The organism is Arthrobacter rhizophilus, from assembly GCF_026241105.1.
Lineage (GTDB): Bacteria > Actinomycetota > Actinomycetes > Actinomycetales > Micrococcaceae > Arthrobacter.
Map to the genome: position 1 here is coordinate 159708 of NZ_JAPFFT010000006.1, position 23020 is coordinate 182727.

General features: G+C 64.6%; 19 protein-coding genes. 2 read left to right on the forward strand and 17 right to left on the reverse strand.

The genetic code is table 11. The annotated features are described in order from the left end of the window. Positions 1 to 6 precede the first annotated feature (6 nt). From OOZ51_RS07665 to OOZ51_RS07675, 3 genes are all read right to left on the reverse strand, one after another. On the reverse strand, positions 7 to 783 hold the full coding sequence (locus OOZ51_RS07665) for a COG1470 family protein (RefSeq protein WP_265978684.1): 777 nt from the start codon (positions 781 to 783) through the stop codon (positions 7 to 9). Between the two features lie 144 nt (positions 784 to 927). After that, positions 928 to 1410 (reverse strand): hypothetical protein, encoded by a 483-nt coding sequence (locus OOZ51_RS07670; RefSeq protein ID WP_265978685.1) that lies wholly within the window; start codon positions 1408 to 1410, stop codon positions 928 to 930. A gap of 229 nt (positions 1411 to 1639) precedes the next feature. Beyond that, entirely contained in the window at positions 1640 to 2539 is a 900-nt protein-coding gene (locus OOZ51_RS07675; RefSeq protein ID WP_265978686.1) for a helix-turn-helix transcriptional regulator, read from the reverse strand. 181 nt (positions 2540 to 2720) lie between these two features. Between OOZ51_RS07675 and OOZ51_RS07680 the strand changes: the two genes are divergently transcribed. Further along, a complete protein-coding gene (locus OOZ51_RS07680) occupies positions 2721 to 3932 on the forward strand; it encodes a multidrug effflux MFS transporter (protein WP_265978724.1) in 1212 nt (403 codons plus the stop codon). 150 nt (positions 3933 to 4082) lie between these two features. Here OOZ51_RS07680 and OOZ51_RS07685 read toward each other — a convergent pair whose 3' ends face one another. From OOZ51_RS07685 to nirB, 13 genes are all read right to left on the reverse strand, one after another. Next, entirely contained in the window at positions 4083 to 4307 is a 225-nt protein-coding gene (locus OOZ51_RS07685; protein ID WP_265978688.1) for a hypothetical protein, read from the reverse strand. 68 nt (positions 4308 to 4375) lie between these two features. After that, entirely contained in the window at positions 4376 to 5080 is a 705-nt protein-coding gene (gene deoC, locus OOZ51_RS07690) for a deoxyribose-phosphate aldolase (protein WP_265978689.1), read from the reverse strand. Positions 5081 to 5213: 133 nt separating this feature from the next. Beyond that, positions 5214 to 6107 carry an FAD-dependent oxidoreductase gene (locus OOZ51_RS07695; RefSeq protein WP_265978690.1) on the reverse strand — a complete coding sequence of 298 codons (894 nt, stop codon included), beginning with the start codon at positions 6105 to 6107 and terminating at the stop codon, positions 5214 to 5216. 164 nt (positions 6108 to 6271) lie between these two features. Next, the gene (locus OOZ51_RS07700) at positions 6272 to 7618 is read right to left on the reverse strand and encodes a patatin-like phospholipase family protein (protein WP_265978726.1); all 1347 of its coding nucleotides are present in this window, start codon (positions 7616 to 7618) and stop codon (positions 6272 to 6274) included. Continuing rightward, positions 7618 to 8076, reverse strand: coding sequence for a hypothetical protein (locus OOZ51_RS07705; protein ID WP_265978691.1), 459 nt, complete (start codon positions 8074 to 8076; stop codon positions 7618 to 7620). The genes OOZ51_RS07700 and OOZ51_RS07705 overlap by 1 nt, the downstream gene beginning before the upstream one ends. Before the next feature lie 7 nt (positions 8077 to 8083). Further along, positions 8084 to 8566 (reverse strand): hypothetical protein, encoded by a 483-nt coding sequence (locus tag OOZ51_RS07710; RefSeq protein WP_265978693.1) that lies wholly within the window; start codon positions 8564 to 8566, stop codon positions 8084 to 8086. Further along, positions 8563 to 9537: an acetoacetate decarboxylase family protein gene (locus OOZ51_RS07715; protein ID WP_265978694.1), complete on the reverse strand. Its 975-nt coding sequence runs from the start codon at positions 9535 to 9537 to the stop codon at positions 8563 to 8565. The genes OOZ51_RS07710 and OOZ51_RS07715 overlap by 4 nt, the downstream gene beginning before the upstream one ends. Next, positions 9534 to 10571: an alpha/beta fold hydrolase gene (locus tag OOZ51_RS07720; RefSeq protein WP_265978695.1), complete on the reverse strand. Its 1038-nt coding sequence runs from the start codon at positions 10569 to 10571 to the stop codon at positions 9534 to 9536. Before OOZ51_RS07720 ends, OOZ51_RS07715 begins: the two co-directional genes overlap by 4 nt. Beyond that, complete coding sequence (locus tag OOZ51_RS07725) at positions 10568 to 12586, reverse strand: hypothetical protein (protein WP_265978696.1); 2019 nt, start codon at positions 12584 to 12586, stop codon at positions 10568 to 10570. Before OOZ51_RS07725 ends, OOZ51_RS07720 begins: the two co-directional genes overlap by 4 nt. After that, the gene (locus OOZ51_RS07730) at positions 12583 to 15264 is read right to left on the reverse strand and encodes a GMC oxidoreductase (protein WP_265978697.1); all 2682 of its coding nucleotides are present in this window, start codon (positions 15262 to 15264) and stop codon (positions 12583 to 12585) included. Before OOZ51_RS07730 ends, OOZ51_RS07725 begins: the two co-directional genes overlap by 4 nt. A 270-nt stretch (positions 15265 to 15534) precedes the next feature. Further along, the gene (locus tag OOZ51_RS07735) at positions 15535 to 16695 is read right to left on the reverse strand and encodes a uroporphyrinogen-III synthase (RefSeq protein WP_265978698.1); all 1161 of its coding nucleotides are present in this window, start codon (positions 16693 to 16695) and stop codon (positions 15535 to 15537) included. A 10-nt stretch (positions 16696 to 16705) separates the two neighbouring features. Further along, positions 16706 to 17740, reverse strand: a complete 1035-nt coding sequence (gene cobA / locus OOZ51_RS07740) for a uroporphyrinogen-III C-methyltransferase (RefSeq protein WP_265978700.1) — start codon at positions 17738 to 17740, stop codon at positions 16706 to 16708. A 5-nt stretch (positions 17741 to 17745) separates the two neighbouring features. Continuing rightward, on the reverse strand, positions 17746 to 20397 hold the full coding sequence (gene nirB / locus OOZ51_RS07745; RefSeq protein WP_265978702.1) for a nitrite reductase large subunit NirB: 2652 nt from the start codon (positions 20395 to 20397) through the stop codon (positions 17746 to 17748). Between the two features lie 290 nt (positions 20398 to 20687). On the opposite strand from nirB, the gene nirD reads away from it, so the two are divergent. Continuing rightward, positions 20688 to 21059 (forward strand): nitrite reductase small subunit NirD, encoded by a 372-nt coding sequence (nirD, locus tag OOZ51_RS07750; protein WP_265978704.1) that lies wholly within the window; start codon positions 20688 to 20690, stop codon positions 21057 to 21059. Between the two features lie 23 nt (positions 21060 to 21082). Here the strand turns inward: nirD and OOZ51_RS07755 are convergent, their stop codons facing one another. Continuing rightward, positions 21083 to 22831, reverse strand: a complete 1749-nt coding sequence (locus OOZ51_RS07755; protein ID WP_265978705.1) for a phospho-sugar mutase — start codon at positions 22829 to 22831, stop codon at positions 21083 to 21085. Positions 22832 to 23020 lie beyond the last annotated feature (189 nt).

Consider the following 23020-nt stretch of genomic DNA (forward strand, 5'->3'; position numbering starts at 1 on the left):
CGCATTTCAGTTACCCTGTCCCGTTCCGGAGTAGGAAAGCTGGAGGGTTGCCCCTTTGCAGCCGTCCTGGTTCAGCGAGGTGTCCAGCATTCCTATTTGTGGCCACCGAGCCGCGGGGATGCCGCTCGTCGAAAGCGATGAATTGCCTGGCGGGGCAGAGATTGGATAGCTGCCGCTGAATTGGGTGACGACGTAGTCAGACGGATTGCAGGGCCGGTTGTTCGCTGCGGCTTGGAGGGTCCGGGTGACTCCCGTGACCGAAACAGTCAGGCCGGTGACGTTGAGGCTGGAATTACCCGGGTTTGCCAACTGAAGATCAATCGACACGGCGGAGCCTGGCGTCAGGAGTCCTGCGGGCCCGCCTGAGATGGTGAACGGTTGGTGCTGCCCGGCGGTCACCGTCAAGGATGCGACGACGGCGGACTGCAGCGTCCCGCTGGTGCCTTTGGGGCTCAGGGAGTAGGTTCCGAGAGGTGTGGCGGATGTTGTGGATACGTTGAGGCTCGTTGGCGCCGATCCTGGGCCGACGGCGACGACTGCGGGCGAAAACGATGCTGTGGCGCCTGCCGGCAGCCCCGAAATTGACAGTGAAACGTTGCCAGCAAACCCGCCTGTGGGCTGGACCACGACGTTGTAGCTTGCCGAGGTCCCCTGTGTGACGGACCTGCTGGGGGGTGCAAGCTGCAGCGTGATGCCTTTTGGCGGGTTTTGGTTGCCGTTGCCATTGGCGGCAAGCACGACGCCCGATGTGAGGATCACCAAAAGGAGGCCTGCCAGGAGCATTTTGGCTCCCGTGCGAACGGTGCGGATTGGCGATCGGAATAACTCCGGAATGCGTGGCACCGGTTCCTCCTCTGGGTTTGTTTTGCGTGGCTTCTGTAAGGACAGCACAAGCCGGTGGGCCGCTGCCGGCCCACCAGCTCTTGACTAGTTGCTGGTGTAGGTGAGGTTGACAGTTGCGCCCTTGCAGCCGTCCTGGTTGGTGCCGATCTTGTCGTTGAACACGATCGTCGCACCGCCCCAGCTGCCCACACCCGTACCGCTGGCCACTTCGTGGGCGACGGTCACGGTCGGTGAGGCGAGGGTGAAGTCGGTCGCGTCGCAGGCCCCGACTGCACCAGCGGCCTGGGTGATGCTCGCGATGCTTGCCGTCACGCTGGCAACGTAAACCGGGCTGGTGTTGCCGTTGTTGAAGTTGCCGCTCAGGGCCTGAGGTGCGCCGCCCGGCTTTAGATCGGTGACGGAGCTGGTCTGCACGACAGTGATCGGGACGTTGGTACCTGTTGCTCCGGAGGCGACACCGCTACCGGTGTTGGTCCAGTATGCGAAGGCTGCTCCGCCGCTTGCCGCTACAAGCGCAACGGATGCTGCTGCCGCGTATACTTTTCCCTTTTTGCTCAATTTGCGCATGGTGAGACTCCTTGTTAATTGGTATTCCCCGGAATGGGCGAAAGCGGCAAGGAATTCGGAAATACCAATCCTGCTTGGACTGCCCATTCATTTGATGACCAAATGCTGGCATGGGCAGTCTTTAACTAACAACGAGTGGTGCTACCCGTCTTTCCCAACAAAAGCGAGTGGTACTACTTGGTTTGCGATCCTTCTGTGGGAAATCGCTAATGGGGGCCTTGCTGCTTGTTCAAGGCTGGTGGACCCCAAGTGGCTGGGTTGTACCGGCGAGATCCTGGATTCTCTCGGTCGCGGCCCAACTGGCAAGCAACCGGAGGCGTTCATCGGACGGGGATCCAGGTACTGCCGGGTAGACCGTAAGTTTGAAGCCAGGGTCTTCCGCAAGGTCCATGGATTCGTAGGCGAGTTCGAGGTCACCTACCACCGGGTGGTGGAAATACTTGGTCCCGGCGTAGTGGCGCCGGACGTTGTGGGCGGCCCAGCGGGTTCGGAATTCTTCGCTGCGCATGGACAATTCTCCGACGAGGTCTGCTAAACGTTTGTCGAAAGGATTGCGTCCGGTCTGCGTGCGCAGGATTGCCACGTTGGTATCGGCTGCCAGTTCCCAATTTGGGTAAAAATCCCTGGCCCGGGGGTCGAGGAAAATGAACCGTGAATGGTTGGCGGGCCTTGCCGGTCCTCGGTACATCTCCGAATAAAGCGCAAAGCCGAGTTGGTTGGCCGCGACGATGTCCATGTGGCCGTTGCCGATGAAGGCCGGAGACGTGGTGATGGAGTCCAGCATGAATTGGAGAGTCGGGCGGACGGTCCCGCTTTGGAGGGGGCGCCGTCGAGCCTGGCCGGATATGCTCGCGGCACGGGCAAGGTTGTAGAGGTGGTCCCGCTCGGCGTCGTCAAGCTTCAATGCCCTGGCTATCGATTCTAGGACGCTTTCGGAGGTACCGGCCAGGTTCCCGCGCTCAAGCTTCGTGTAGTAGTCCACGCTGACCCCCGCGAGCATTGCAACCTCTTCACGGCGCAGGCCGGGGACCCGGCGTCGACCCCCTATGAACGTCAGCCCGGCCATTTGGGGAGTGATTTTGGCGCGCCGAGAGGCGAGGAATTCTCGCACTGCCATCTTGTTGTCCACTCATTCACGCTACACCGGGCTTTGCGCCGTAGGGAGGTACTGCCAGAACCCGGATAAGCAGAGCTCTCGCTAGGGATGGATTCCTTCGCTTCCATTGAAGGTGAACCAAAAGCCCGCCCACAATCCTGGGCCGAGCCATGACCACCAGAACGGAGTCAGCGTGACCGCCATCAACACTCAGATGCCCGAGCGCGAACAGATCGCCGGCCGTCCGCTCGCGGCGGTGCTCGGCTTGCTCACCATCTTCGGTCCGATTTCCATGGACCTGTACCTGCCTGTCCTTCCAGCCCTCACGGCCGAGCTTCAAAGCACGACGTCGGTGGCCCAGCTGACAATCACCGCTTGCCTTCTTGGCCTCGCCATAGGCCAAGTAATCGCAGGGCCCCTTTCGGACCGCTTCGGACGCCGAGTGCCGCTGCTGATTGGAGTACTCGCCTACACCGCGACATCGGCCCTGTGTGCGCTCGCCCCGACCGTAGAAACACTCATCGCCGTGAGGTTCGTCCAGGGCCTGGCGGGCGCCGTGGGGATCGTGATTGCCCAAGCCGCGGGCCGGGATGTCTATTCGGGCGGCAAGCTGCTCCGCTACTACGGACGCCTCACGGTGCTCGGAGGACTGGCCGCGATTGTCGGCCCGGTGATTGGCGGCCAACTCGCGGCAGTCACAGACTGGCGAGGTGTCTTCCTGTTCCTCGCAGCCATCGGTGTCGCCATCCTTGTGGCATCCTTGGCCGTTTTCCGGGAGACCTTGCCGGGGAGCCGGCGGATCACGGGAGGTCTTTCCCATACGGTCAGGGACTTCCGCCGACTCCTTGCGGACAGGGTGTTCGTTGGGGCCGTTCTGATCACCGGCTTCACGTACTCGGCGATTTTCGCCTACTTGAGCGGGGCAACCTACATCCTCCAAGGCATGTACGGGCTCTCCCCGCAGGGCTACTCGTTCGCCTTCGGCCTGAACTCCCTGGGCTTCATGGTCTTTGGGTTCATCGCCGGACGCCTGGCTGAACGATGGTCCGAGAAAGCAACCCTCGTCCTGGGTCTGCTCATGACTCTCTCCGGCGCCCTCGGCCTGCTCGCGACTGCGCTCCTGCACCTGCCTTTGATCGCCATCGTCCTGTCCCTTTTCACCATGGTCAGCGGAGTGGCCGTGACCAGCCCGCCGGCAACGTCGCTCGCACTGAAGGACTACCCGGACTTGGCAGGCACGGCGTCATCGCTCCTTGGTTTGGCCCGGTTCGCTTTCGGTGGCCTCGCCGCACCCCTGGTCGGCATCGCGGGTGCCAACAATCCGGTTCCCTTCGGCATCGTCGCCTTCGTTTCGGCTGTGGCGGCTGCGCTTTGCATCGGACTGATCAGGGTGCGCGCCGTGAACCGGCTCGACCACCATTTCTGACCTTCTTTGGTGGGACAACGACGGCGACACGCCCTTCTTCGTGGCGAGTCGCCGTCGTTCGCGTTGAAAGGAGGTCAAAAGTGGTGGAACCACACTTAAAGTACTGTGGCCCCGGACCAGGTCCGGGGCCACAGTATTTGCGGTTAAGTCTTAGCTTTCGCCGGCCGAGTTGGAGCGGCCGAGGATGGTTTGCGGAATCCAGAATGCGAGGGCAAAGAGGCCGAGGCACACAGCCATGGGCCACGGGTTGCTCAGCGTCAGGAAAGACAGCGAATACAGAGCGCCGAGGAACAGGACCATGATGACCGCGAAGATCAAAATGCTCTGGCCCAGATTGTTCTCTTTTTCGACGGGCTTGCTGGCGTTCTGGGACATGCTTTCCTCCTCGGCCCCTGGGGGCTCAAAACTTTGGCGGCTGCGGGGCTATTCAGTACTGGGTAATTTCAGTACGCGGATGAACCTTGTTCACCCTTGACGATGGCAATCCCGGAGCTCGCACCGATACGTGTTGCACCAGCAGCAATCATAGCCTGTGCATCAGCCAGGGAACGCACTCCACCGGAGGCCTTGACGCCGAGGTCCGGGCCAACTGTCTTGCGCATGAGCGCAACGTCTTCCACCGTGGCGCCGCCACCGTTGAAGCCGGTTGATGTCTTGACGAAGTCCGCGCCGGCCTCCACGGAAGCCTCGCAAGCCAGGACCTTCTGCTCGTCATTCAGCAGCGCGGTCTCGATGATGACCTTCAGGATGGCCCCGCCCGCGTGGACCGCCTCCGCCACTGCTGTGATGTCATCCACCAATGCGCCCTTGTCCCCGGCCCGGGCTGCCGCGATGTTGATCACCATGTCGATTTCATCCGCCCCGTCCAGCGCGGCACCACGGGCCTCAAAAGCCTTGACGTCGCTGGGAGTAGCACCCAACGGGAAGCCAACCACCGAGCAGGTGAGCACACCGGAACCCTTGAGTGCCTTCGTGACGGTCTTGACCCAAATCGGATTGACGCACACCGATTTGAACTTGTATTCGGCTGCCTCGGCACAGACCTGGCGCACCTCGGCCTCGCTGGCCTCCGGCTTGAGAAGAGTGTGGTCGATGTATGAAGCGATGCCTGCACTATTGTCCAGTGCGGTGGAGGCTTCGTTGCTCATGGAGGTCCTTCCGTGGCGGGCCCGGTGGCTTCGTGCCGCAAGGGTCGCGGCTCGTCAAATGACCATCTTGCCACACTGCCCGGCCGCCGCGGAGGCTGCCCCGAAACGAGCGGATACCAAGTGCCGGGCCGTCTCAGGCAGCGGCGACGGCGGTCCGCCCAGCCTTCGGAGCGCGGAACCTGGCGTCTTCTTCAAGCCGGGCGGCGCAATGGGCCGCTGCCGCATCGGAAGACAAGACGAGCCCCAAGCGCATGCCGTCCCAGGAGGCGGCGTCGCCGATCGCCCAGATGCCCGGCACGGAGGTGGTGAAATCGCGCCCCACCCTGATGCCGCCGTCGGGAGCTGTTTGCAGGCCGGCACTTTCGGCGAGCTCGTTGCGGGGGAGCCGTTCTTCGGCGAGCACCACAAGATCGCCGTTCATGCTGCTTCCGTCTTCGAAGACGATCCCGGTGGCCGGGAACACCGAACCGGCGACGGAAGGCATGACGGAAGCGGGGCGCAGGGTGGTGCGGACTGGCCGGACTCCGCGGGACCGCAGCACGGCCTCGGCCTGGCCGGCCGCAGGACCAGTGCCCACCAGGATTCCCAGGGGCCGACGCCCCAGGACCCGGGTAATGTCGTTGACCGCGGTGCCGATCTGCTCAGCGTCGTCGATGGTGGAGTAGCTCAAGCCGCGCGCAGCGCCCTGGACCGGCGGAAACATCGGCGCGGAGCCGGTGGCGATAACCAATTGGTCGTACGGGAACTCCATGCCCTCGGTGGTGGTCACTGTGCGTGCCTGGACGTCAATGAAGCTCGCGGCCTGGCCGAAGCGAACGGAAACCTGGGGGAGCGCAGCAAGCTCCAGGAGCGCATCGGAACAATCGTCGCGGTTGCTCAGAACGGTGATGGTGCCGTGGAAGGCTGCGGTGCCCGGCTGTCGCGCAGCTGTGCTGACCCCTGCCAGCCGACGCACGAGGGCCTGGGCTGCGGGCCCGGCTCCCGCGATGACGAGGTGGACGGAATCTGCGGACGGGGTGATGGACATGATGGGTCCCTTCGCTGGATTGACCCGTGGGTACGTGCCTGTGCCCAGCGTAGGCGTTGGGTTTTTCGGCGGTGTTTCCCTGTTGTTGCCATTTCGCAGGCGCCTGTTCCCTGATGGTTACCCACCGGTAATGAGCTGCGTCACATGGTGGACAGCGCTGATAGTCAATACCGCCGCAGGAGCTCCCGGAGTCCATTGGATACAAAGGCCCTGACTGCCCCGGCGCGGTCGAGGAACCCGTGGGCGCCCACGGGTTCCACGGAGGCGATCAGCCCTGCGGCGTCGTCCAGGCTCATGCGGACTTCGGTATCCAGCCGCCCCTCCACCACCAACCGGGCTCGGCGGGAATCTGACCACGCGTCGGGTCCGGGGTCATCGTGGAAGGTGCGGGTCACCGACACGTCCCGCCAGCCGCCGTCGAGCTTCACATGCGCCTGGTAACTGACGGTTTCCCCCTGGGTCTCAACGCGCCCGTCCGCGAGGAACGCCCGGGCTCCGAAGGGCCGGTGGTCAAGGAAGCCGGACACCTGAGGCGCGGCTCCGGCGTCGGCGGATGGCAGCACCACGGTGGCCGTAAAAATCAGTAGCTCACCGTCTGCTTCGCCGCGGAGGGTGTCGTTGAAACGGACGCCGGCAGGAGGCTCGGTCATGGCCGTGCAGGAGGAATCCTTGGGCAAGCCGCCGGTGGTCATCGAGCCCAGGTACTTCCGTGCGTCCCGGTAGCCCATGCCGATCAAGGTGTCTGCGTTGATCCTGTCCAGATAGAACTCGGGATCGAGCGGCAGGGGATGTTCCGGGCGCACCACATGGAGAATAAACTCGCGTCCGGTGGCCTTGGCCGCCTCGAAATCCGTAAGGAGCGCTCCCATGGCACTCATTTCAATCATATGGACGTACTGCTCCAGCGGGCCGTCGCCCCAATAGGGGGAATTCCCAATGCACCAGATGAGCCAGATTTCGTCCGCACCCCGCCTTAGCGCTTCCTGGACGTTGGCGTCCCGCACCCAGACGGCGTCGGTCCAGATCTTGCCGTCCCTGCGGAGCGGTGTGAGGAAGATGGGCAGCGACATCCCGGCGGCCATGAGCTCCGGATCGATCTCCGTGGCGTCGATCGGGTGGCAGCGCTTTTCCACGAACTCCACCACGTTGAAGGAGCCTCCGACGGCGCCCGGTTCCGCCGCGCGGCGACGGATCTCGGCGGCGTCGATCCCCAACGCCGGGAACACTTTGTTGAGGAGGCCGTCGGCATCGCCAATGGCGGGCAAGGACCACGGTCCCTTTAGGTAGTCGCCCAGGGGGAGGGCCGAGCCGAAATCCTTGACGTTGACGCCGGACCACTTGCTGCACATGTCCTCCGGAGACACGCCGGAGAGCATCATCCCGGCTGTCAGGATCCCGCCGGACGTTCCGTCCACATGATCGAACGCCAGCCCTTCCTCCGCGAGCGCGCGCACCACTCCGGCCTGCCAGGCCACACGCATGCCGCCTCCGGCCAGCACCAGGGAACGCATCACGTACCCACCCTCCCTGCGGCTGCAAGGCCGCGCCAATAGATGAAGCAGAGCACCGCCGTCGCAAGGTCGAAGAAGGCAACTGTCAGCGCCAGTGGCGCGAACACACCGTTCAGCACTCCGATCCCGACGGCGGCAAACGCGCCTGCCTTTTGCACCCCGGACCACAGGACTACTTCGTGCGAAGCCACGGGGTTGAGCAGGGTGTGCAGGAGCAGTCCGCCGACCACCACCATGAACATCCCCACGGTGCCGAAGAGCTGGTGCGCCTCGGGCGTTGGCTCTGCCCCGATCAGCCGGAGAATGGCCCCGCCGAACGGAATCTGCGCTGCCCCTGAAAAGACGGTGATGATGGCGATGGCGGCCAGGACGGCCCGCAACGGATCGGCGGCGGCCCAGTTCAGGACCCCCGGAGCGTGTTCCTTGTGCGGGTGCGGGTGCGGGTGTGCTGTGCTCATGGGAATCTCACGAGTAGCTTGCCAGCAGCCTGCCGCGGTCCACGAGCAGCCAGAGCATGGACAGCCAGGTCAGGGTGGAGACGTAGAAGCGGATGTCGTTGAGGAACATCCAGCGCAGCAGCAATTGGCGGAGCTCGGTGTCGTCCTTGAAATCGCCGCCGCGGATCCTGATGTTGATGGGGATGATGATTCCCTGGCCAACTACCGTCAGCGCGATGATGCCCAGTAGGCAGATGATGGCAGGGATGACCCGGATGCTGCCCCACTCCGTCCATACCAGGATGGCCCCGGAGACAAACATGATCGGCACCACTACCGTGAAGAATTTGGTGGCCGCGCGGGTGGGGATGCCAAAGTGCATGTCCACGTTGTCTCGGGAGAGAGATCGCCAGGTGGGGTAGAGGAACCATTTGAGGACCCACATGGTGCCCACGTACATGGTTGATCCGAAGAGGAAGTACAGGGCGTTCAGGAGGAGGAGCCAGTTCATGATGGCCTCCCTTGGGCAGGCTGGGAATCGGCGACGCGGGAGCGGTCCGGAGGTGCCAGCCACTCCTGGCTCTGGCCAAGGCCCACCACGCGGTCCATCATGTCTCCGCCGCGGAGGGCTGCCGCTTCCGCCTCCGTCGTTGCCGTGAGGAACCACGCTTCGTAGTGGTCGTCCAACACTCCATGCGCTTCGGGAAGCCATGCGGTGAACAAAGGCTTGTTTCCCACCTGCAGGGTCTTGAGGGGTGCGACGCCGGGAGCCTCACCCAGGACGAGGCGCGCCTTGGCCTGCCGGCCGAAAGCGACATTCGCCGTGGCCTCAAAATAGATGTCTGATTTCCAGAGCATTCCACGGAAGGCGCAGTAGTTGGAGGCAGCCAGCCTCACCGGGAGCCCGATGGGAGCGGGTTGTTCGATTTCGATGTAGCAGCCCAGCATTCCGTCCTGGTCGTACTGGGCCGAGACCGTGGTGTCCGTGACCACGAAGTCGAGGTTGGCTTGGTGCTTGGGCATGCCCCAGATTCCTTTGCCGCCCTTGACTGAGATTTCGGTGCTGACGGGCAGGTCCACCACGAACTGGCCCAGCTTGAACGTCTTCTGGAAGATGAGCGGCAGAAACGGCGGGACGGGCCGGCTGCCGTGGGTGATGGCGATGGCCATGGAATATTCGATGTATTTGCCGATGTCCGTCGATTTGTAGTTGACCACCGTGACAACAAGCAGTCCCTTGCCCCCCAGGCTGAATGGCCGCATTTCCTTCCCAGGGAGCAGTGCGGCGGCGGCACGCTTGTTGATGGGGAAGGCCGCCATCAGCACAGGGGAATCGTCCGAATTGACTGGCATGACGTACTTGATGCCGTCCACCTTGGCGTATTGGCCGGTGAGTTCGGCTTGGCGGCGGGGGACCGGGGAGGGGAGGATTTTCTGAAAGGATCTGTGCAGCGCTGCATGCAGCTGGGCGAAGTTGTTCATGAGTTCAGCTCCTGGACGATGATCGGGAAGGTATCCCGCCACGCCCGGGCGCCGAAGAAGACGTCCAGATGGCCGTAGCCGGGAATGAGATGCAGCGAATCCTTGCCGGGCCTGTGGGCTTGGAAGAACTCGAAGGTGCGCTCCTGGCTTTCCGGCAGGAAGCAGAGGTTGTCCTTGCCCGCCATGAAGACGAACCGTGCGTCGGTTTGCGGCGCCTGGGCCACGAAGTTCTCCGGGAGCTCGGGGTGGGTGCCTGCCGCCACCATGTGTCCGGCCTTGATGCTGCGGCCCATTTCCTCGAAGAAGCTCACCGGTACCTCGGCAAACTCGCCCTTGAGCCATTCGTGCGTGGCGTCGTCGAGGTTTTCATGGGACCACAGGGCCGGCCTGCCGCTGCCGTAGGTGAAGCTGACCATCTTGCAGACCGTGTTGTTGCATTCGTGGTGGCCGGCCTTGACCAGGAAGCGGATGAGGCGGGTGAAGTAGCCCTCGGACTTGTAGGCCCACGACGGCGACAAATAGGGAGTGAACAGCTTCACCACGGGCGTCAGGTAGTCGATCTTGAGCCGCGAGAACACCGGAACCACCGGATGCAGGGACACCGCGTTGGAGATGATGGTGTCCACTTGCGGCAGCAGCCCCGCCACGGCAGACATGGCGAACGACGTGGAGCCCTGGCAATGGATCACGGCCTTGAGGGTCTCGGCGCCGGTGGCCCGGAGCACGTGCTCGACGGCGGCAGGATGGTCGTAGACAGCGGCGTCACCTAGCGTCCACGAAAGGGGGTCGAGGTCGATCGAGGCGCGCCAGTTGAGCATCCAGACGTCCCAACCGTCCTCCAGCAGCACATCGACCACGGTGGTGGGGACTGGCGGCCGAAAGAGTTCTGCGCGTACTCCCGATCCATGGACCAGCAGCACAGGCCCCTTGCCGGGGTTGACCGGAGAAGTCACGTGCACAAGGCTGAGCGGCGTGTCGTCGCGTGCCCGGAAGGGGATGACCTCGGTGTGGTGCTCGGCCCGGGTGACAGTCATGGTGAAATTCCTTCCCGGGAGATGGAGATGGGCGTTTCAAGTAGCCGGACTGCCGGGAGCCCGGCGGCGGTGCCGCCCTTGGCCGGCACCGGACGGACGCCGTCGGACGTGGTTTCCAGTGCCCAATCGCGGCAGATTTCATCGATGGCCAGCGGGTACACCGTGAGCGCGCCGTCGGGGGCCAAGTGGATGCGCAGGAAACCCTTGTGGTCCTCCACCGACTGGCCGGACATCATCCAGGTGGCCACCTCACCGCCGCGGGTGCCTAGGATGAAGAGGGCAAAGGCCTCACTGCCGAGGACCCAGCCGCTCACGAAGGTGACCGCGAGGGCGAAAAGGGCACCCAGGAATTGAGGCCAACCGGGAGGCCAGTGCAGGACTGCGACAACCACCAGGCCCACTCCCATGGCGGTGAGTTGGTACAGCACTCCGCGCAGGAAGGTGACAAGGCCTTTGCGGTCCCGGATCACCGATGAAGTGCCGAACAATTTCCAGAGCAATGCCAGCGCGCCGAGCACTACAAGCGGTCCCAACACGCCGAAGATCAACGGCCGGGCCAGGCCGGCCCCTTCAAGGGAACCCAGGGTGTCCATGAGCGACCGGCCGCGGAAGCTGCTGAAGACAGTCCATCCAGCCAGGAAGAAGAGCACGTGGATCAGTCCCAGAAGCGGTCCGAAGCCCGGATTCCGGGCAGGAAGCCAAAACGGGGAGAACGGGTTGGCGAGCCGGCGCCCCAGTTTCCGGCCGTCGTCACAGCTGGGGTAGCTGACCGGGGTCCGGCTGAACTTACGGCCGCCCGAGCCGAGGTCCGGCGTCGGGAGCGACGCCGAGACGTTCGGCGATGTGATGGGCGTCGGCAGGATGATTTTCTCGGGAAGTTCCGAAGTGTCAGCGAGGTAGGCGCCGCCCAGCCCGCACGTGACTAGCTGCGTCCTCAACCCCTCTGGGACCGCACCGCTTCCATCTCCGGGCACGTCTTGCTCGAAGCGCGAGTAATGGTGCAGGTCCCCGCTGAGCCAGAGGCGGACAGAGGCGCCGGTATTCTCGAAGCTGCCCGTGGCCGGGTTGAAGCGGCGGCGCAAGTAGTCCTGCTCGAAGAAGTTGACTTGGCGGAAGGCGCTCGCCGACGGGGAATCGGAATAGACCCAATACGGCGAAGCCAGGCACAAAATAATGGCATCGCCCGGCTGCAGTTGCGTGGTGACGTTCTTGTAGAAGTACTCCAGTTGCGGCTCATCAATGTACTGGCCAAGTTGGCTGTCCAGGCCAAGCACCCACCAGCCAGGGCTGCCGGGGCCGCCGGTGAGCCGCACGCCGAAATAGCTGCGGCTCTGGACCGTACGCCAGGCTCCGATGCTGCGCTGCCTCGTGAACAGCCGGATGAAGGAAGTCAGTCCGTCGTACCAGTCGTGGTTCCCGGGCAACGCCAGCATCAACGTGGCAGGCGGACAGGTGCCGGGCGGCGGAGCTGCCGAGTCGCCGGGCTCGGGAGCCGGGAACGCCTTGCGGTAGGGACCCACCATCTTGTCCTCGTAGCGTTCCGGCGAAGCCACGGGATAGACCTCGTCGCCGCCAAGCACCAGCACGTTGCCCCGCGGCAGCGTGTCTCCGGCTACCTCGAGCCTCTCCTGGGCGAGCAGAAGAGCCACCGAGTAGGTCGCGTCGAAGCCGTCACCAAGGTCGGCAGTGAAATCGAGCCACAATTCCTTAGCCTGCGTTGCGGCCACTTGTGCCAGCGCTTCGTCCCGGCTCCGAAGTTCGTCTGGTGCGGGCAGGCCTTTGTCCATGACGGCCGGTTGCGCTGCCTGGCCGGGCAACGGGAGCCGGTCAAGATAGAGCGGCTCACCGGGGAGTCCGGCTTCGAGCTCGCGTTTGTCGCCGAAATCGGCGAAGAGGGTTGCCGCCGCGACTTTGAGTCCGGTGCGGCCCAGGGCGATGGGCGAGAGCCAGCGGACAGCATCGCGGGGCGTAAACCCCAGCTCGGCGCTGTGTTGTGCAAGCTCCCAGTGCTTCATGATCGTTGCCGGAAGGGGTACGGAATCTTGGAGACAGTGCGCCCGTAGACCTGCCAGAGCTCGCCCAGGAACAATTTCCCGAACGCCGTGAGCCCAGCCGCCGGAGCCGGGCCCACAGCCCGGAAAGTGGTGAGCTGCCGTGCGAAGTCCAGCGGCCTGATGTGCAGTATCCCGGCGCCGACGACGGCGGGATCGTCGTCGTGCTTCCTCGCCGCTGCGGCCGGTTCCGGCGGCGGGACATGTCCCCTCAGGATCGTGGCATACAGGATGGTGGTGTCCGGCCAGACGTCGAAGCCGGTCCCGTTGTGGATGAGCTTGTAACCGGTGAACGTCAGCGGGGTGCCCCCCGGATCGCGCAGCCAGAGCCGGTACAGCATGCGCCTGCTCGGCGTGCCGTCTGGAGACTTGTCCTCCACGAAGAGGTTGAACCAACCCTTCTCCACCGGCAATCGTCCACCGAACTGGTCCGCCAGCACATAACCTTCGGCAGTGGCAGGGTGGGCCGGATCTGCGACGAACGCGTCGATGTCCTTCGCCGTGATGGTCAGCTCAAACATGATCCGCCGCCCCCGGTCGCGGCCCAGGCTGCGGCCCTTTTCGGGATCGGACAGGCCAGGGCTGAACCAGCCGTGCATCTGCTCTGTGAAGCTGACTGAGGTGAGACTGACCGAGGTGGAACTGACTGAGGTGGAACTGGCGGAGGCTTCCATTGGTCCGGCGCTTGCTCCGTGTGGATCAAGACCGCGAACCTGCTGGGTTGTGGCGGATCCCGCCGCGTAGGCCGGCTTTTCCTTGCGGCCCGAGATGCCTTTGGTGGCGTCGGGGGCAAGCGCTCGGGGTGCGGTTTCGGCTTGGTCGACGACGGCGGCCGCAGCAACGGGCGGGCTCTGCGCGGGCACTATGCCTCCGCGCTCCCCGGAAACTGCGGCTCCGGTGACGGCCCCCAGGCTGTCCGCGTCAAGGATGTGCCGGCATGCCCGCTCCGCGAAGGCCGCAATAGTCAGGGAAGGATTCGCTCCCACCGGCCCGGGCATCGCAGCACCGTCCACCACGTGCAGGCCGGGGTAGCCGAACACTTCGCCGTATTCATCGCACACGCCCTCGGAGGGATTCCTACCGGAGGGGGAACCCCCGATCGGGTGCACGGTGATGACCCTTTTGGCCCACCACAATGGATTGTCCACGAAGTTTCCGTCCAGCTGCCCGGCGATGTCCTCCATCGTCTTCTGCACCCTGCTGAAGTAGCTGTTGGACGAGGACAGGGTCCAGTCGATGGCGAGCCTGCCATCCTGCAGGCTCATCACGCCGTCGGGGATGTCGCGCCCCATACCCAGCAACGGAACAGAGCTGCTCGAGTGGCGTCCGTCGCCCAGCGCCGCGGCCAGGTCGGCGGAGATGTTGGAATGGTGGCCTTCAAACAGCCGGTCCTTGAGGATTTGGGCAGCCATCCTGGCGGTGCGGCGGGCCACTTGGCCGAGCTGGGCGGTTTCGATCAACCAGTTGATGAAGGCCGGATATCCGGCATCCTCCACGAAGTACCCTCGGCCCGAGCCGCCGTCCACCGTATCCGGAACGCGGATGGCCGTGGTGATGACCGGGCCGCGGCTGCCCGAAAGCGTCCGGACACCCGGTGTGCCTCCGTGACCGTTCGGTGGGCCGGCCTCCCCGGTTTTCGCATCCATGATGAGGGTCAGGAGGTCTCCATTGCCGCTGAACCTCGTGCCGAGGGTTTCGCTGAGCCCTGGCAAGGAAGCCCGGTTGCGCAGGAGCAGGAAGTTGCTGCCAAAGGTGCCTGCCCCGAGGACCAGGCGACGGCAGCGGATGAACCGCTCGCGCAGCAGCGCGCCGGGTTCCTGGGGATCATGGACAACGTAGCGGACCTCGTAGCCGCCGCGCTGAAGTCCGTTGCCGTGTAGCGGGCGGATGCCGCGCACATCGTGGAAGGTGCGCAGATCTGCTCCCGCGCGTTTCGCCGCGGACAGATAGTTGTGGTCCAGCGTGTTTTTGGCGCCGACGTTGCAGCCGATATCGCACTCGCCGCAAAGGAGGCAGGTGGTCCTGACGGTGCCATCGCCGTGGACGCTGCCGTACGGAGCGGCGGGCAGCGGCTGGTTGCTGCGGGGTTCGGCGCCGGGGCCGGTGGCAAACGTCACGGCGATGGGAGGCCGCGTGATGGCCAAACCCAAGGCGGCGGCGCTCGCCTCCATGGCGTTCGTCTTGGGGGTGTCCCGGTAGGGGTAGGGGACCGGTTGGAGCATCTTTTCGGCGTCGCCATAGAACGGTTCCAGGTCCTCATAGCTGAACGGCCAGTTCTCATAGCCGCCTCCAGGCACCGGTGATTCCTTGACGAACCACTTGGGGTCCTTGCGCAGCAGGACGTTGGCGTAGATGAGGGAGCCGCCACCCAATCCACTGGAGACCAGGCCTTCCGTCCCGCGGAACGTCCAGGCGTCGAACAATCCGTAGAGGCCACGGTCAGGGTCCCAGAAATTGCGGCCCATTTCCGATGGAGTGCGGGCGAAGCTCCCCGGCGGATAAGCCTTGCCGCGTTCCATGAGGACTACGGATTTGCCGCCCTCCGCCAGCCGCAGGGCAGCGACGGACCCGCCGAAACCGGAACCCACCACCACGGCGTCGACGGTCTCGATACCACTTTCCCTGGTCCCCAGACGAACCATGGCCGTTCCTCTCACAGGAGAGCTGACCTGGAGTCACCCGGACGTAGCCGAACGATGCCTCCGTGGACTATGGCCCCATGTTCCCACCGGGCCGCGAATCTGTCCATGGTCTGGAGTTATTACTCGCATTGCTTTAAGACGCTCGCTCACCTATGGGCCCAAATCGCCGAACCCTCTTGCACATGATGTGAATAGCAGTTCGTCTTTTTGCTGGAAGATCCGCAGGAGGATCGGCCAAAACCGGCCCAAAAGTGAGCGAGGATCGCAGGCTTAGACGCGGAGCCGGTAGCCCCGTTTCACCACGGTTTCCACGAGCGTTCCGTCCGGCAGGGAGGACCGCAAACGGCTCACTGTCATGTCCAGGGCGTGGACCGAGCCCCGCAATTCCAAAAGGTCGGACAGTGCTTCGCGGGACAGCACGGCACCGCCTGCTCCCATGAGGGCTCGCAGCAGCAGCAGCGGAGCGGGGGCCAGTTCCACTACCGAACCATCGATCCTCAAGCAGCGGCCGCGCAGCTCAATATGCCCCGCAGGAGTGTCGAGCCGGCGCACATGGTTCAGGGCCAGATGCTCAGTGACGAGCCGGATGAGGGCACCCATACGGTAGCGGTCCGGGATGAGGGGGGACAGCCCGGCGTCGATCAGCGGTTGTGCGGTGACGGGCCCGACGGCGGCAACGGTCACCTGGGTCTTGAGGGCCTCGATCAGCTGGCGGTACAGGCCCATTTCGTGGGCTGTGCTCCACATGGCGTCCACTGCCGGCGCGCTCGTGAAGGTGAGCACGTCCAAGTCTCCACTGCAGACGGCTTCGATCAGGCGCGGCAGCTTGTCTTCGCCGTCGGGCTTCACCCAGCGGTACGGCGTGACAGTGAGGACCGTCGCGCCGGACATGCGGAGGCGCTCAAGCTGGCGGACGTCGGTGTAGCCGTGCAATTGCACGGCGACGGTCTTTCCCCGGACGCCTTCCTGGAGGAGCATGTCCACCAGTGTGGCGGTGGTTTCGTCGCTGCTGATCCCGACGTCGGCAAGGCCGGCCGCGCGGACGGCACCGCGGGCTTTCGGTCCCCGCACGAACATGCGGCAGGCCGCCAAAACATCGAGAAGCTGCTCGCCGATGCCGAAAGAGTCCGCGGCCTCGCACCAGCGCCGCATTCCGTAGGCAGTGGTGGCGATGCAGATATCGGGCTTGGCCGCGATGATCTTCTTCGTGTCCTCGATGAGCGTGATGTCTTCCTGGACCGGTGCGATCTTCAATGCGGGGGCATGCAGCACGGACGCACCGCGCCGTTCGAGGGCCTCGATCAGGTCGCGCGACCGCCGGTGGGAAGTCACTCCGATGCGGAAACCGTCCAGTGGCGCATCGTCGTTTGGTCCAGGGGTGGCCAGCGGCGAGCCTGCGTCAACGGAATCAAGGGCGTTCAGAGTGGTCATAGGATTTCCTTCAGGCTTCAAGGAGCGAAGCCGCGAGCCGGCTCAGTTCTGCGGAGGCTTCGGCATGATTGCGGTTGGCTTCGGCCACCCGGACCACCTCGCCGATGACCAGGACGGCCGGGTTGCTGCAGCCGGAGGCTGCGGATTCGATGGTGCCGAGGTCGGCGATCGTGGTGCGCGGGCCGGGGCGGTAGCCGCGCTCGACGACGGCCACGGGCATTCCGGCGTCCATTCCCGCCCGGCGCAGGCCGGCCGCCAGCTGCGGCAGGGTCCCGATGCCCATCAGCACCACGATGGTCCCGCCGAGGCCGGCGAGATGGGTATGTTCCTTTTCGGTCAACGGGGCGTGGCCGGAGACCACGGTGAACATGTGGCTGACTTCGCGGTGGGTGACGGGAATGCCCGCGGCCGCGGGGACGGAGATGGCGCTCGTGACACCGGAGATGACGCGGACGGGGATGCCTGCCTGGGTGCACGCGGCGACTTCTTCGCCGCCGCGGCCGAACACATAGGGGTCACCGCCCTTGAGGCGGACAACGTTCTTGCCTGCCAAGGCGGCCGCGACCATGAGCTTCTCAATGTCGCACTGGGCCACTTTGTGATGGCCGGGGCGCTTGCCGACGTCCACCAGTTCCGCAGAAGTAAGGCGCACCAGTTCCTGATAGGGGGCCAGGCGGTCGTAGAAGACGACGTCGGCGTCCCGCAGCGCGTTGACCGCGCCGACGGTGAGCAGGTCCAGGGCGCCGGGGCCGCCGCCGACCAGCGTGACATGGCCAGGCTCCCCGGCGGCCGGTTCGGTGGCGATGGGGATCCCGGCTTCCCGGCAACGTTCGAGCAGCGGCTCCCAACCGGGCTCGCCGTCGTCGACGGCTGCGACGAGGAACGGGCGCTCTGGCAGCGGGCCGTCACCTTCGGCACCGTCCGGCGTGCTGAGACGGTAGACGACGGCGCCGGCGGCTTCGTAGCGGCGGACGGCTTGCCGGGCGGCGTGGGCCGAACCGGTGACCAGAACGTCGCGGCCGGTGGGATCAATGGTGAGCTGCATGGTTGTCAATTCCCTTCGCCCGCGGATTCGTTACCGGTCCGGATGGGGATGCTTGCGGAAGAAATGAGCACGCCGCCCTTTTCCTCGTTCGTGGCGGGGCGGATCTGGCCGCGTTCGGGGACGAAGGTGATGGCTTCGTCTTTCTGGTCCGGGGCATTGACGAAGGAGCGGAAGCGGCGGAGCCGTTCAGGGTCCTTGAGGGTTTCGGCCCATTCGTCCTGGTAGGTGTCGATGTGCCGGGCGATGGCGGCCTCGAGGTCCTCAGCGATGCCGAGGGAGTCGTGGATGATGACGTCCTGGATGTGTTGAAGGCCACCGTCGAGTTCTTCCTGCCAGCGGGCGGTGCGCTGGAGGCGGTCCGCGGTGCGGATGTAGTACATGAGGTAACGGTCGATGTACTTGATGAGGGTCTCGTCGTCCAGGTCCTGGGCCAGGAGCTGGGCGTGGGCGGGTTGGAAGCCGCCGTTGCCGCCAACGTAGAGGTTCCAACCCTTGTCGGTGGCGATCACGCCGACGTCCTTGCCGCGGGCTTCGGCGCATTCGCGGGCGCAGCCGGAGACGCCCATCTTGAGCTTGTGCGGGCTGCGCAGGCCGCGGTAGCGCAGCTCAAGGTTGATGGCCATGGCCACGGAGTCCTGGACGCCGAAGCGGCACCACGTGGAGCCGACGCAGGATTTCACGGTGCGCAGGCTCTTGCCGTACGCCTGGCCGGACTCGAAACCGGCCTCGACCAGTTCCTTCCAGATGTCCGGGAGTTGCTCAAGGCGGGCGCCGAACATGTCGATGCGCTGCCCGCCGGTGATCTTCGTGTACAGGCCGTATTTCTCGGCTACGCCGGCAATGACGCCCAGGCCCTTGGGGGTGATTTCGCCGCCGGCGATGCGCGGGACCACGGAGTAGGTGCCGTCTTTTTGCATGTTGGCCAGGGCACGGTCGTTGGTGTCCTGCAGGGTGCCCCGGCCCGCGCCCAGGACGTACTCGCTGTTCTGGGAGGCGAGTATGGAGGCGATGGTGGGTTTGCAGATGTCACAGCCCGCGCCGGTGCCGTATTTGGCCAGGATGTCCTCGAAGGAGGTCAGTTCCAGGACCCGGATGGCGTCGAAGAGTTCCTGGCGGGAGAGGCTGAAGTGCTCGCAGAGGGCCTTGGAGACCTCGATGCCGGATTTCTTCAGTTCCCCTTCGAGGAGTTTCTTGAGCATCGGCACGCAGGAACCGCACTGGGTGCCGGCCCGGGAGCAGGTCTTCAGTTCGCCCAGTTCCTGGACGGGGGCGTTGCCCTCGCAGGAGCCGCAGCCGTTGATGGCGTCCCGGATGGACCCGGCGGGCACGTTGTTGCACGAGCACAGGATCGCGTCGTCGGGCAGTTCGGTTTCGGGGGCTTCCCCGCCGCCGGCGGCGGTGAGGTACGCGCCGGGTTCGGCGGGCAGTTCGCGGCCGAGCATGGGACGCAGGCTCATGTAAGGGGTGGCGTCGCCGACGAAGATGCCGCCGAGCAGGGTCTTGGCGTCATCGGTGGTGACGATCTTCTGGTACACGCCCCGGGCCGGGTCCGCGTACACGATTTCCAGGGAGTGTTCGGTCCTGGCGAACGCGTCCCCGAAGCTGGCCACGTCCACGCCGGAAAGCTTGAGCTTGGTGGCGGTGTCGAAGCCGGGGAAGGTCGCCTGTCCGCCGTGCAGCCGGTCGGCCACGATCTCGGCCATCGTGTTCGCCGGCGCCACGAGCCCCAGGCACATGCCGTCGAAGTTCGCCACCTCGCCGATCGCCCAAATGCCGGGGACTGGAGTGGCACAGTGATCGTTGATGACCACGCCACCCTTCTTCCCCAGTTCGAAAAGCGGTTCGCTGCCGTTAGCAGGATCCTCGCCGGCGCGGAACAGTTCGTCGCGGGGACGGATGCCGATGGACGCGATGACCATGTCGGCGGGGACGATACGGCCGTCCTTCATGAGGACACCGGTGACCTGGCCGTCGTCGTCGGACAACACTTCGGCGGGGTAGGTTCCCGTAAGAACTTCAAGTCCCTTGGCAGTGACGAGCCGGCCCAATGCCTGGCCGGCGCCTTCATCCAGCTGGGCGTTCATGAGCCACCGTGAACCGTTGATCACGGTGGCTTGCGCTCCGAGCTCCATGGTGCCGGCCGCTGCTTCCAAGCCGAGGAGTCCGCCACCGATGGTCACGGTCCGGACAGTGCGGCCGAGCTTCTCAGTGAGTTCGGCAATGGCCTTGTTGATGGCCCAGACGTCATCGAGGGTGCGGTAGACATGGGCGAGTTCGCCGCCGGGGAAGGGGAGTTGTGCCGCGTCCGAGCCCGTGGCAACCACTAGGTGGTCGTAGGGGTAGCTGTTGCCGGCCGCGGTCTCCACCGACTGGGCTTCGGCGTTGATCTTGACCACCCGCTCGCCGGTGCGCAGGGAGATGGATTCGTGCTCCCACATGGACATGTCGCCCAAGGTGAGGTCATAGTCCACGTCGGTGAGGGCCTTGCTCAGTGTGACGCGGTCGTACGGGAGGTGCTCCTCCTCGGTCAGGACCGTGACGTGCCAGCCCTCAAGACCGCGGGTGTGCATGGCGTCGGCGAATCGGTGGGCCGCTGGGCCTCCACCGGCGACAACAATGCGGCGCAGGTTTTCTGGGTTGGAAGTGTGTCCGGTCACTGGTGGCCTTTCGCATGCGCCGCAGAACGTGCTCCGCAACTTGTCACTTCAGACTACGGACGGGCAGTTTCGCCTCAGTTTCCCTTTTGTTTCGTGGTCTTAACTTCTGGGTCACGATTGGATGTCGTTGAGTGTGAGGTCTCTTTTACGCAGCGGACACATTGACTGCATTCCGGTGAAACACTCCCGGCCTACCTTGAAAGTGTGGCCGCTAGGCGGCCAAGCCTGAAGGCAAGGACAAAGGCCCGGACAACATTCGTCCCGCCGCTGGCACAGTGAAAGGGGTTGACATGACCGTCATTCTGGAGCGGGAAGAACAACTGATGAGCGCGCCGGCGGCGTCCGGCTGGCACCGGGTATGCCCGTTGGACGAGCTTGAGGTGGCCTGGGGCGAGGCAGCCCTGATTGACGGCGTGCAGGTGGCGCTCTTCCGCGTCGATCCCGAAAAGGTGTACGCAGTTGCCCAGCAGGACCCTGCGACGTTGGCCAATGTCATGGCCCGCGGGATCACTGGTTCCCGGGGCAGCCGTCCCACCATTGCCTCGCCGCTTCACAAAGAGGTCTACGACCTTCAGACCGGCGAGTGCTATTCCAACCCCGAGCTCCGGCTTGCTGCTTTCAAGACCCGCATGGTTGACGGCTTCATCGAAGTCGAAGTCTAGGCCCCAGCCTCAGAGACCCACCCTTACAGCCCCAGCGCCTCGCGGACGTCGGCCAGTATGTGGTCCAAGGTGGTCCGTGCGGCGTGCCGGGTTTCGGCGAGTTCCGCCGCGGAACCGACCGATTTGATGACCTCCAGGTAGCACTTGAGCTTCGGCTCCGTGCCGCTGGGCCGGATGATGACGCGGCTTTGGTCTTTGGTGAGGTAGAGGAGGCCGTCCGTGGGCGGCAGTTGTTCGCTTCCCTCGGCCAAGTCCACAAAAGTCTCGATGGTTGAGCCGCCGAACGACTCGGGCGGGTCTGCCCGGAGCCGGTTCATCATGGCGTCGAGCAAACCAAGGTCCGCCACCCGGATGCTGAGTTGGTCGCTCGCATGCAGGCCGTGCACCAGGTAGATCTCGTCCAAGGTGTCGAAGATCGTTTTCCCTTCAGCCTTGGCCGCCGCCGCCAGTTCGGCGATGAGCAGGGAGGCGGAAATGCCGTCCTTGTCCCTCACGAGTTCCGGCGCCACGCAGTAGCCCAGGGCTTCCTCATAGCCGTAGACGAGTCCAGGCACGCGCGAAATCCACTTGAATCCCGTCAGCGTTTCCTCGTGGGCGAAGCCGGCCGCCGCGGCGATGCGGGAGAGCAACCGGGACGAGACGATCGAATTGGCAAAAACGCCGCGGGTGCCATCGTTTTGCCGGGCGTCGGCAGCATGGCGGGCCACCACGTGGGCGCCCAGAAGGGCGCCTACTTCGTCGCCCCGCAACATCCTCCAAGCACCCGTGTCAGGGTCCTTTGCCGCGACGGCCGCGCGGTCGGCGTCGGGGTCGTTGGCGAGCACAATGTCGGCACCCGAGCGCGCCGCTGCCGCCAAAGCCAGATCCAGTGCGCCGGGCTCTTCCGGATTCGGGAAGCTGACCGTCGGGAAATCCGGATCCGGTTCTGCCTGCTCTTCCACGAGTGAGACGTCAGTGAAGCCGGCCGCGTTGAGAACCGAGACCGCGGTATCACCGCCCACGCCGTGCATGGGAGTCAACACAATCTTCAGCTCCCGCGCCGGGAAATTCAGGGGGTCGGCAAGGCCGGCCATCGCGGCCTCGTACTCTCCCGTGATGGAGCCGGGCAGCACCGTCCAGCCGGATTCAGCCAAGGCGATGGAGTCCAGGGGGCCCACGGCTTCGATGCTTGCGGCAATCTGCGAATCGTAGGGCGTCACGATCTGGGACCCGCGGCCACTTTCCTCAACTGCCCGTCCGCCCAAGTACACCTTGTAACCGTTGTCCTGCGGCGGGTTGTGGCTCGCTGTGACCATCACGCCGCCGTCGCAATCAAGGGCCCGGACCGCGTAAGCCAGCAGCGGGGTGGGAAGCGCGGAAGGCATCAGGAACGTGTCGATTCCGGCCGCCGTAAAGATTGCGGCTGACTCTGCCGCGAAGACCTCTGAGTTGTGCCTCGCGTCATAGCCGACGACGGCGCGCGGCCGCGTTCCAGGGGAGGCCGCCGCGACGGCGTCCTTCAGGAAAGCCGCCAAACCCGCTGCTGCCCGCCGCACCACCACGCGGTTCATCCTGTTGGGGCCTGGACCGAGGGCGGCGCGGAGTCCCGCGGTACCGAACTGCAGTGTTCCACTGAAACTGTCTTCAAGCTGTTGGCGGGCTGCAGCGACGCCGCTGGAGGCGAGTCCGGCCAGTTCGGACAGTGCTGCTGCCGTGATCGGGTCCGGGTCCTGGGCAGCCCACTCGCCGGCGTCGGATATCAGCTTTACAAGTTCGGCATCGCTCGATGTCATAGGGATAAAGCTATCGTCAAAGAGCAGGGGATGCCGAGGCACGGAGTTGTGTCAGCCGTCACAGTATGGACACCCCACCCAACTAGCTCGCATTAGTTGTCGTAATAAGGCGGGCAAAGTCATATGGTCGTAGCAACGCTCTGATTGATGGAGCGTTTTATGGTCAGGTCATTTCCTCAGAGTGCCCGC

Excerpts from the sequence above, each read along its gene's own strand:
- OOZ51_RS07725 (WP_265978696.1), bottom strand. The coding sequence starts at position 12,586 with ATGAAGCACTGGGAGCTTGCACAACACAGCGCCGAGCTGGGGTTTACG.
- OOZ51_RS07680 (WP_265978724.1), top strand. The coding sequence starts at position 2,721 with ATGCCCGAGCGCGAACAGATCGCCGGCCGTCCGCTCGCGGCGGTGCTC.
- OOZ51_RS07665 (WP_265978684.1), bottom strand. The coding sequence starts at position 783 with ATGCTCCTGGCAGGCCTCCTTTTGGTGATCCTCACATCGGGCGTCGTG.
- OOZ51_RS07695 (WP_265978690.1), bottom strand. The coding sequence starts at position 6,107 with ATGTCCATCACCCCGTCCGCAGATTCCGTCCACCTCGTCATCGCGGGA.
- nirD (WP_265978704.1), top strand. The coding sequence starts at position 20,688 with ATGACCGTCATTCTGGAGCGGGAAGAACAACTGATGAGCGCGCCGGCG.
- OOZ51_RS07730 (WP_265978697.1), bottom strand. The coding sequence starts at position 15,264 with ATGGTTCGTCTGGGGACCAGGGAAAGTGGTATCGAGACCGTCGACGCC.
- OOZ51_RS07710 (WP_265978693.1), bottom strand. The coding sequence starts at position 8,566 with ATGAACTGGCTCCTCCTCCTGAACGCCCTGTACTTCCTCTTCGGATCA.
- deoC (WP_265978689.1), bottom strand. The coding sequence starts at position 5,080 with ATGAGCAACGAAGCCTCCACCGCACTGGACAATAGTGCAGGCATCGCT.
- cobA (WP_265978700.1), bottom strand. The coding sequence starts at position 17,740 with ATGCAGCTCACCATTGATCCCACCGGCCGCGACGTTCTGGTCACCGGT.
- OOZ51_RS07720 (WP_265978695.1), bottom strand. The coding sequence starts at position 10,571 with ATGACTGTCACCCGGGCCGAGCACCACACCGAGGTCATCCCCTTCCGG.
- OOZ51_RS07685 (WP_265978688.1), bottom strand. The coding sequence starts at position 4,307 with ATGTCCCAGAACGCCAGCAAGCCCGTCGAAAAAGAGAACAATCTGGGC.
- OOZ51_RS07755 (WP_265978705.1), bottom strand. The coding sequence starts at position 22,831 with ATGACATCGAGCGATGCCGAACTTGTAAAGCTGATATCCGACGCCGGC.
- OOZ51_RS07700 (WP_265978726.1), bottom strand. The coding sequence starts at position 7,618 with ATGCGTTCCCTGGTGCTGGCCGGAGGCGGCATGCGTGTGGCCTGGCAG.
- OOZ51_RS07715 (WP_265978694.1), bottom strand. The coding sequence starts at position 9,537 with ATGAACAACTTCGCCCAGCTGCATGCAGCGCTGCACAGATCCTTTCAG.
- OOZ51_RS07735 (WP_265978698.1), bottom strand. The coding sequence starts at position 16,695 with ATGACCACTCTGAACGCCCTTGATTCCGTTGACGCAGGCTCGCCGCTG.
- OOZ51_RS07670 (WP_265978685.1), bottom strand. The coding sequence starts at position 1,410 with ATGCGCAAATTGAGCAAAAAGGGAAAAGTATACGCGGCAGCAGCATCC.
- OOZ51_RS07705 (WP_265978691.1), bottom strand. The coding sequence starts at position 8,076 with ATGAGCACAGCACACCCGCACCCGCACCCGCACAAGGAACACGCTCCG.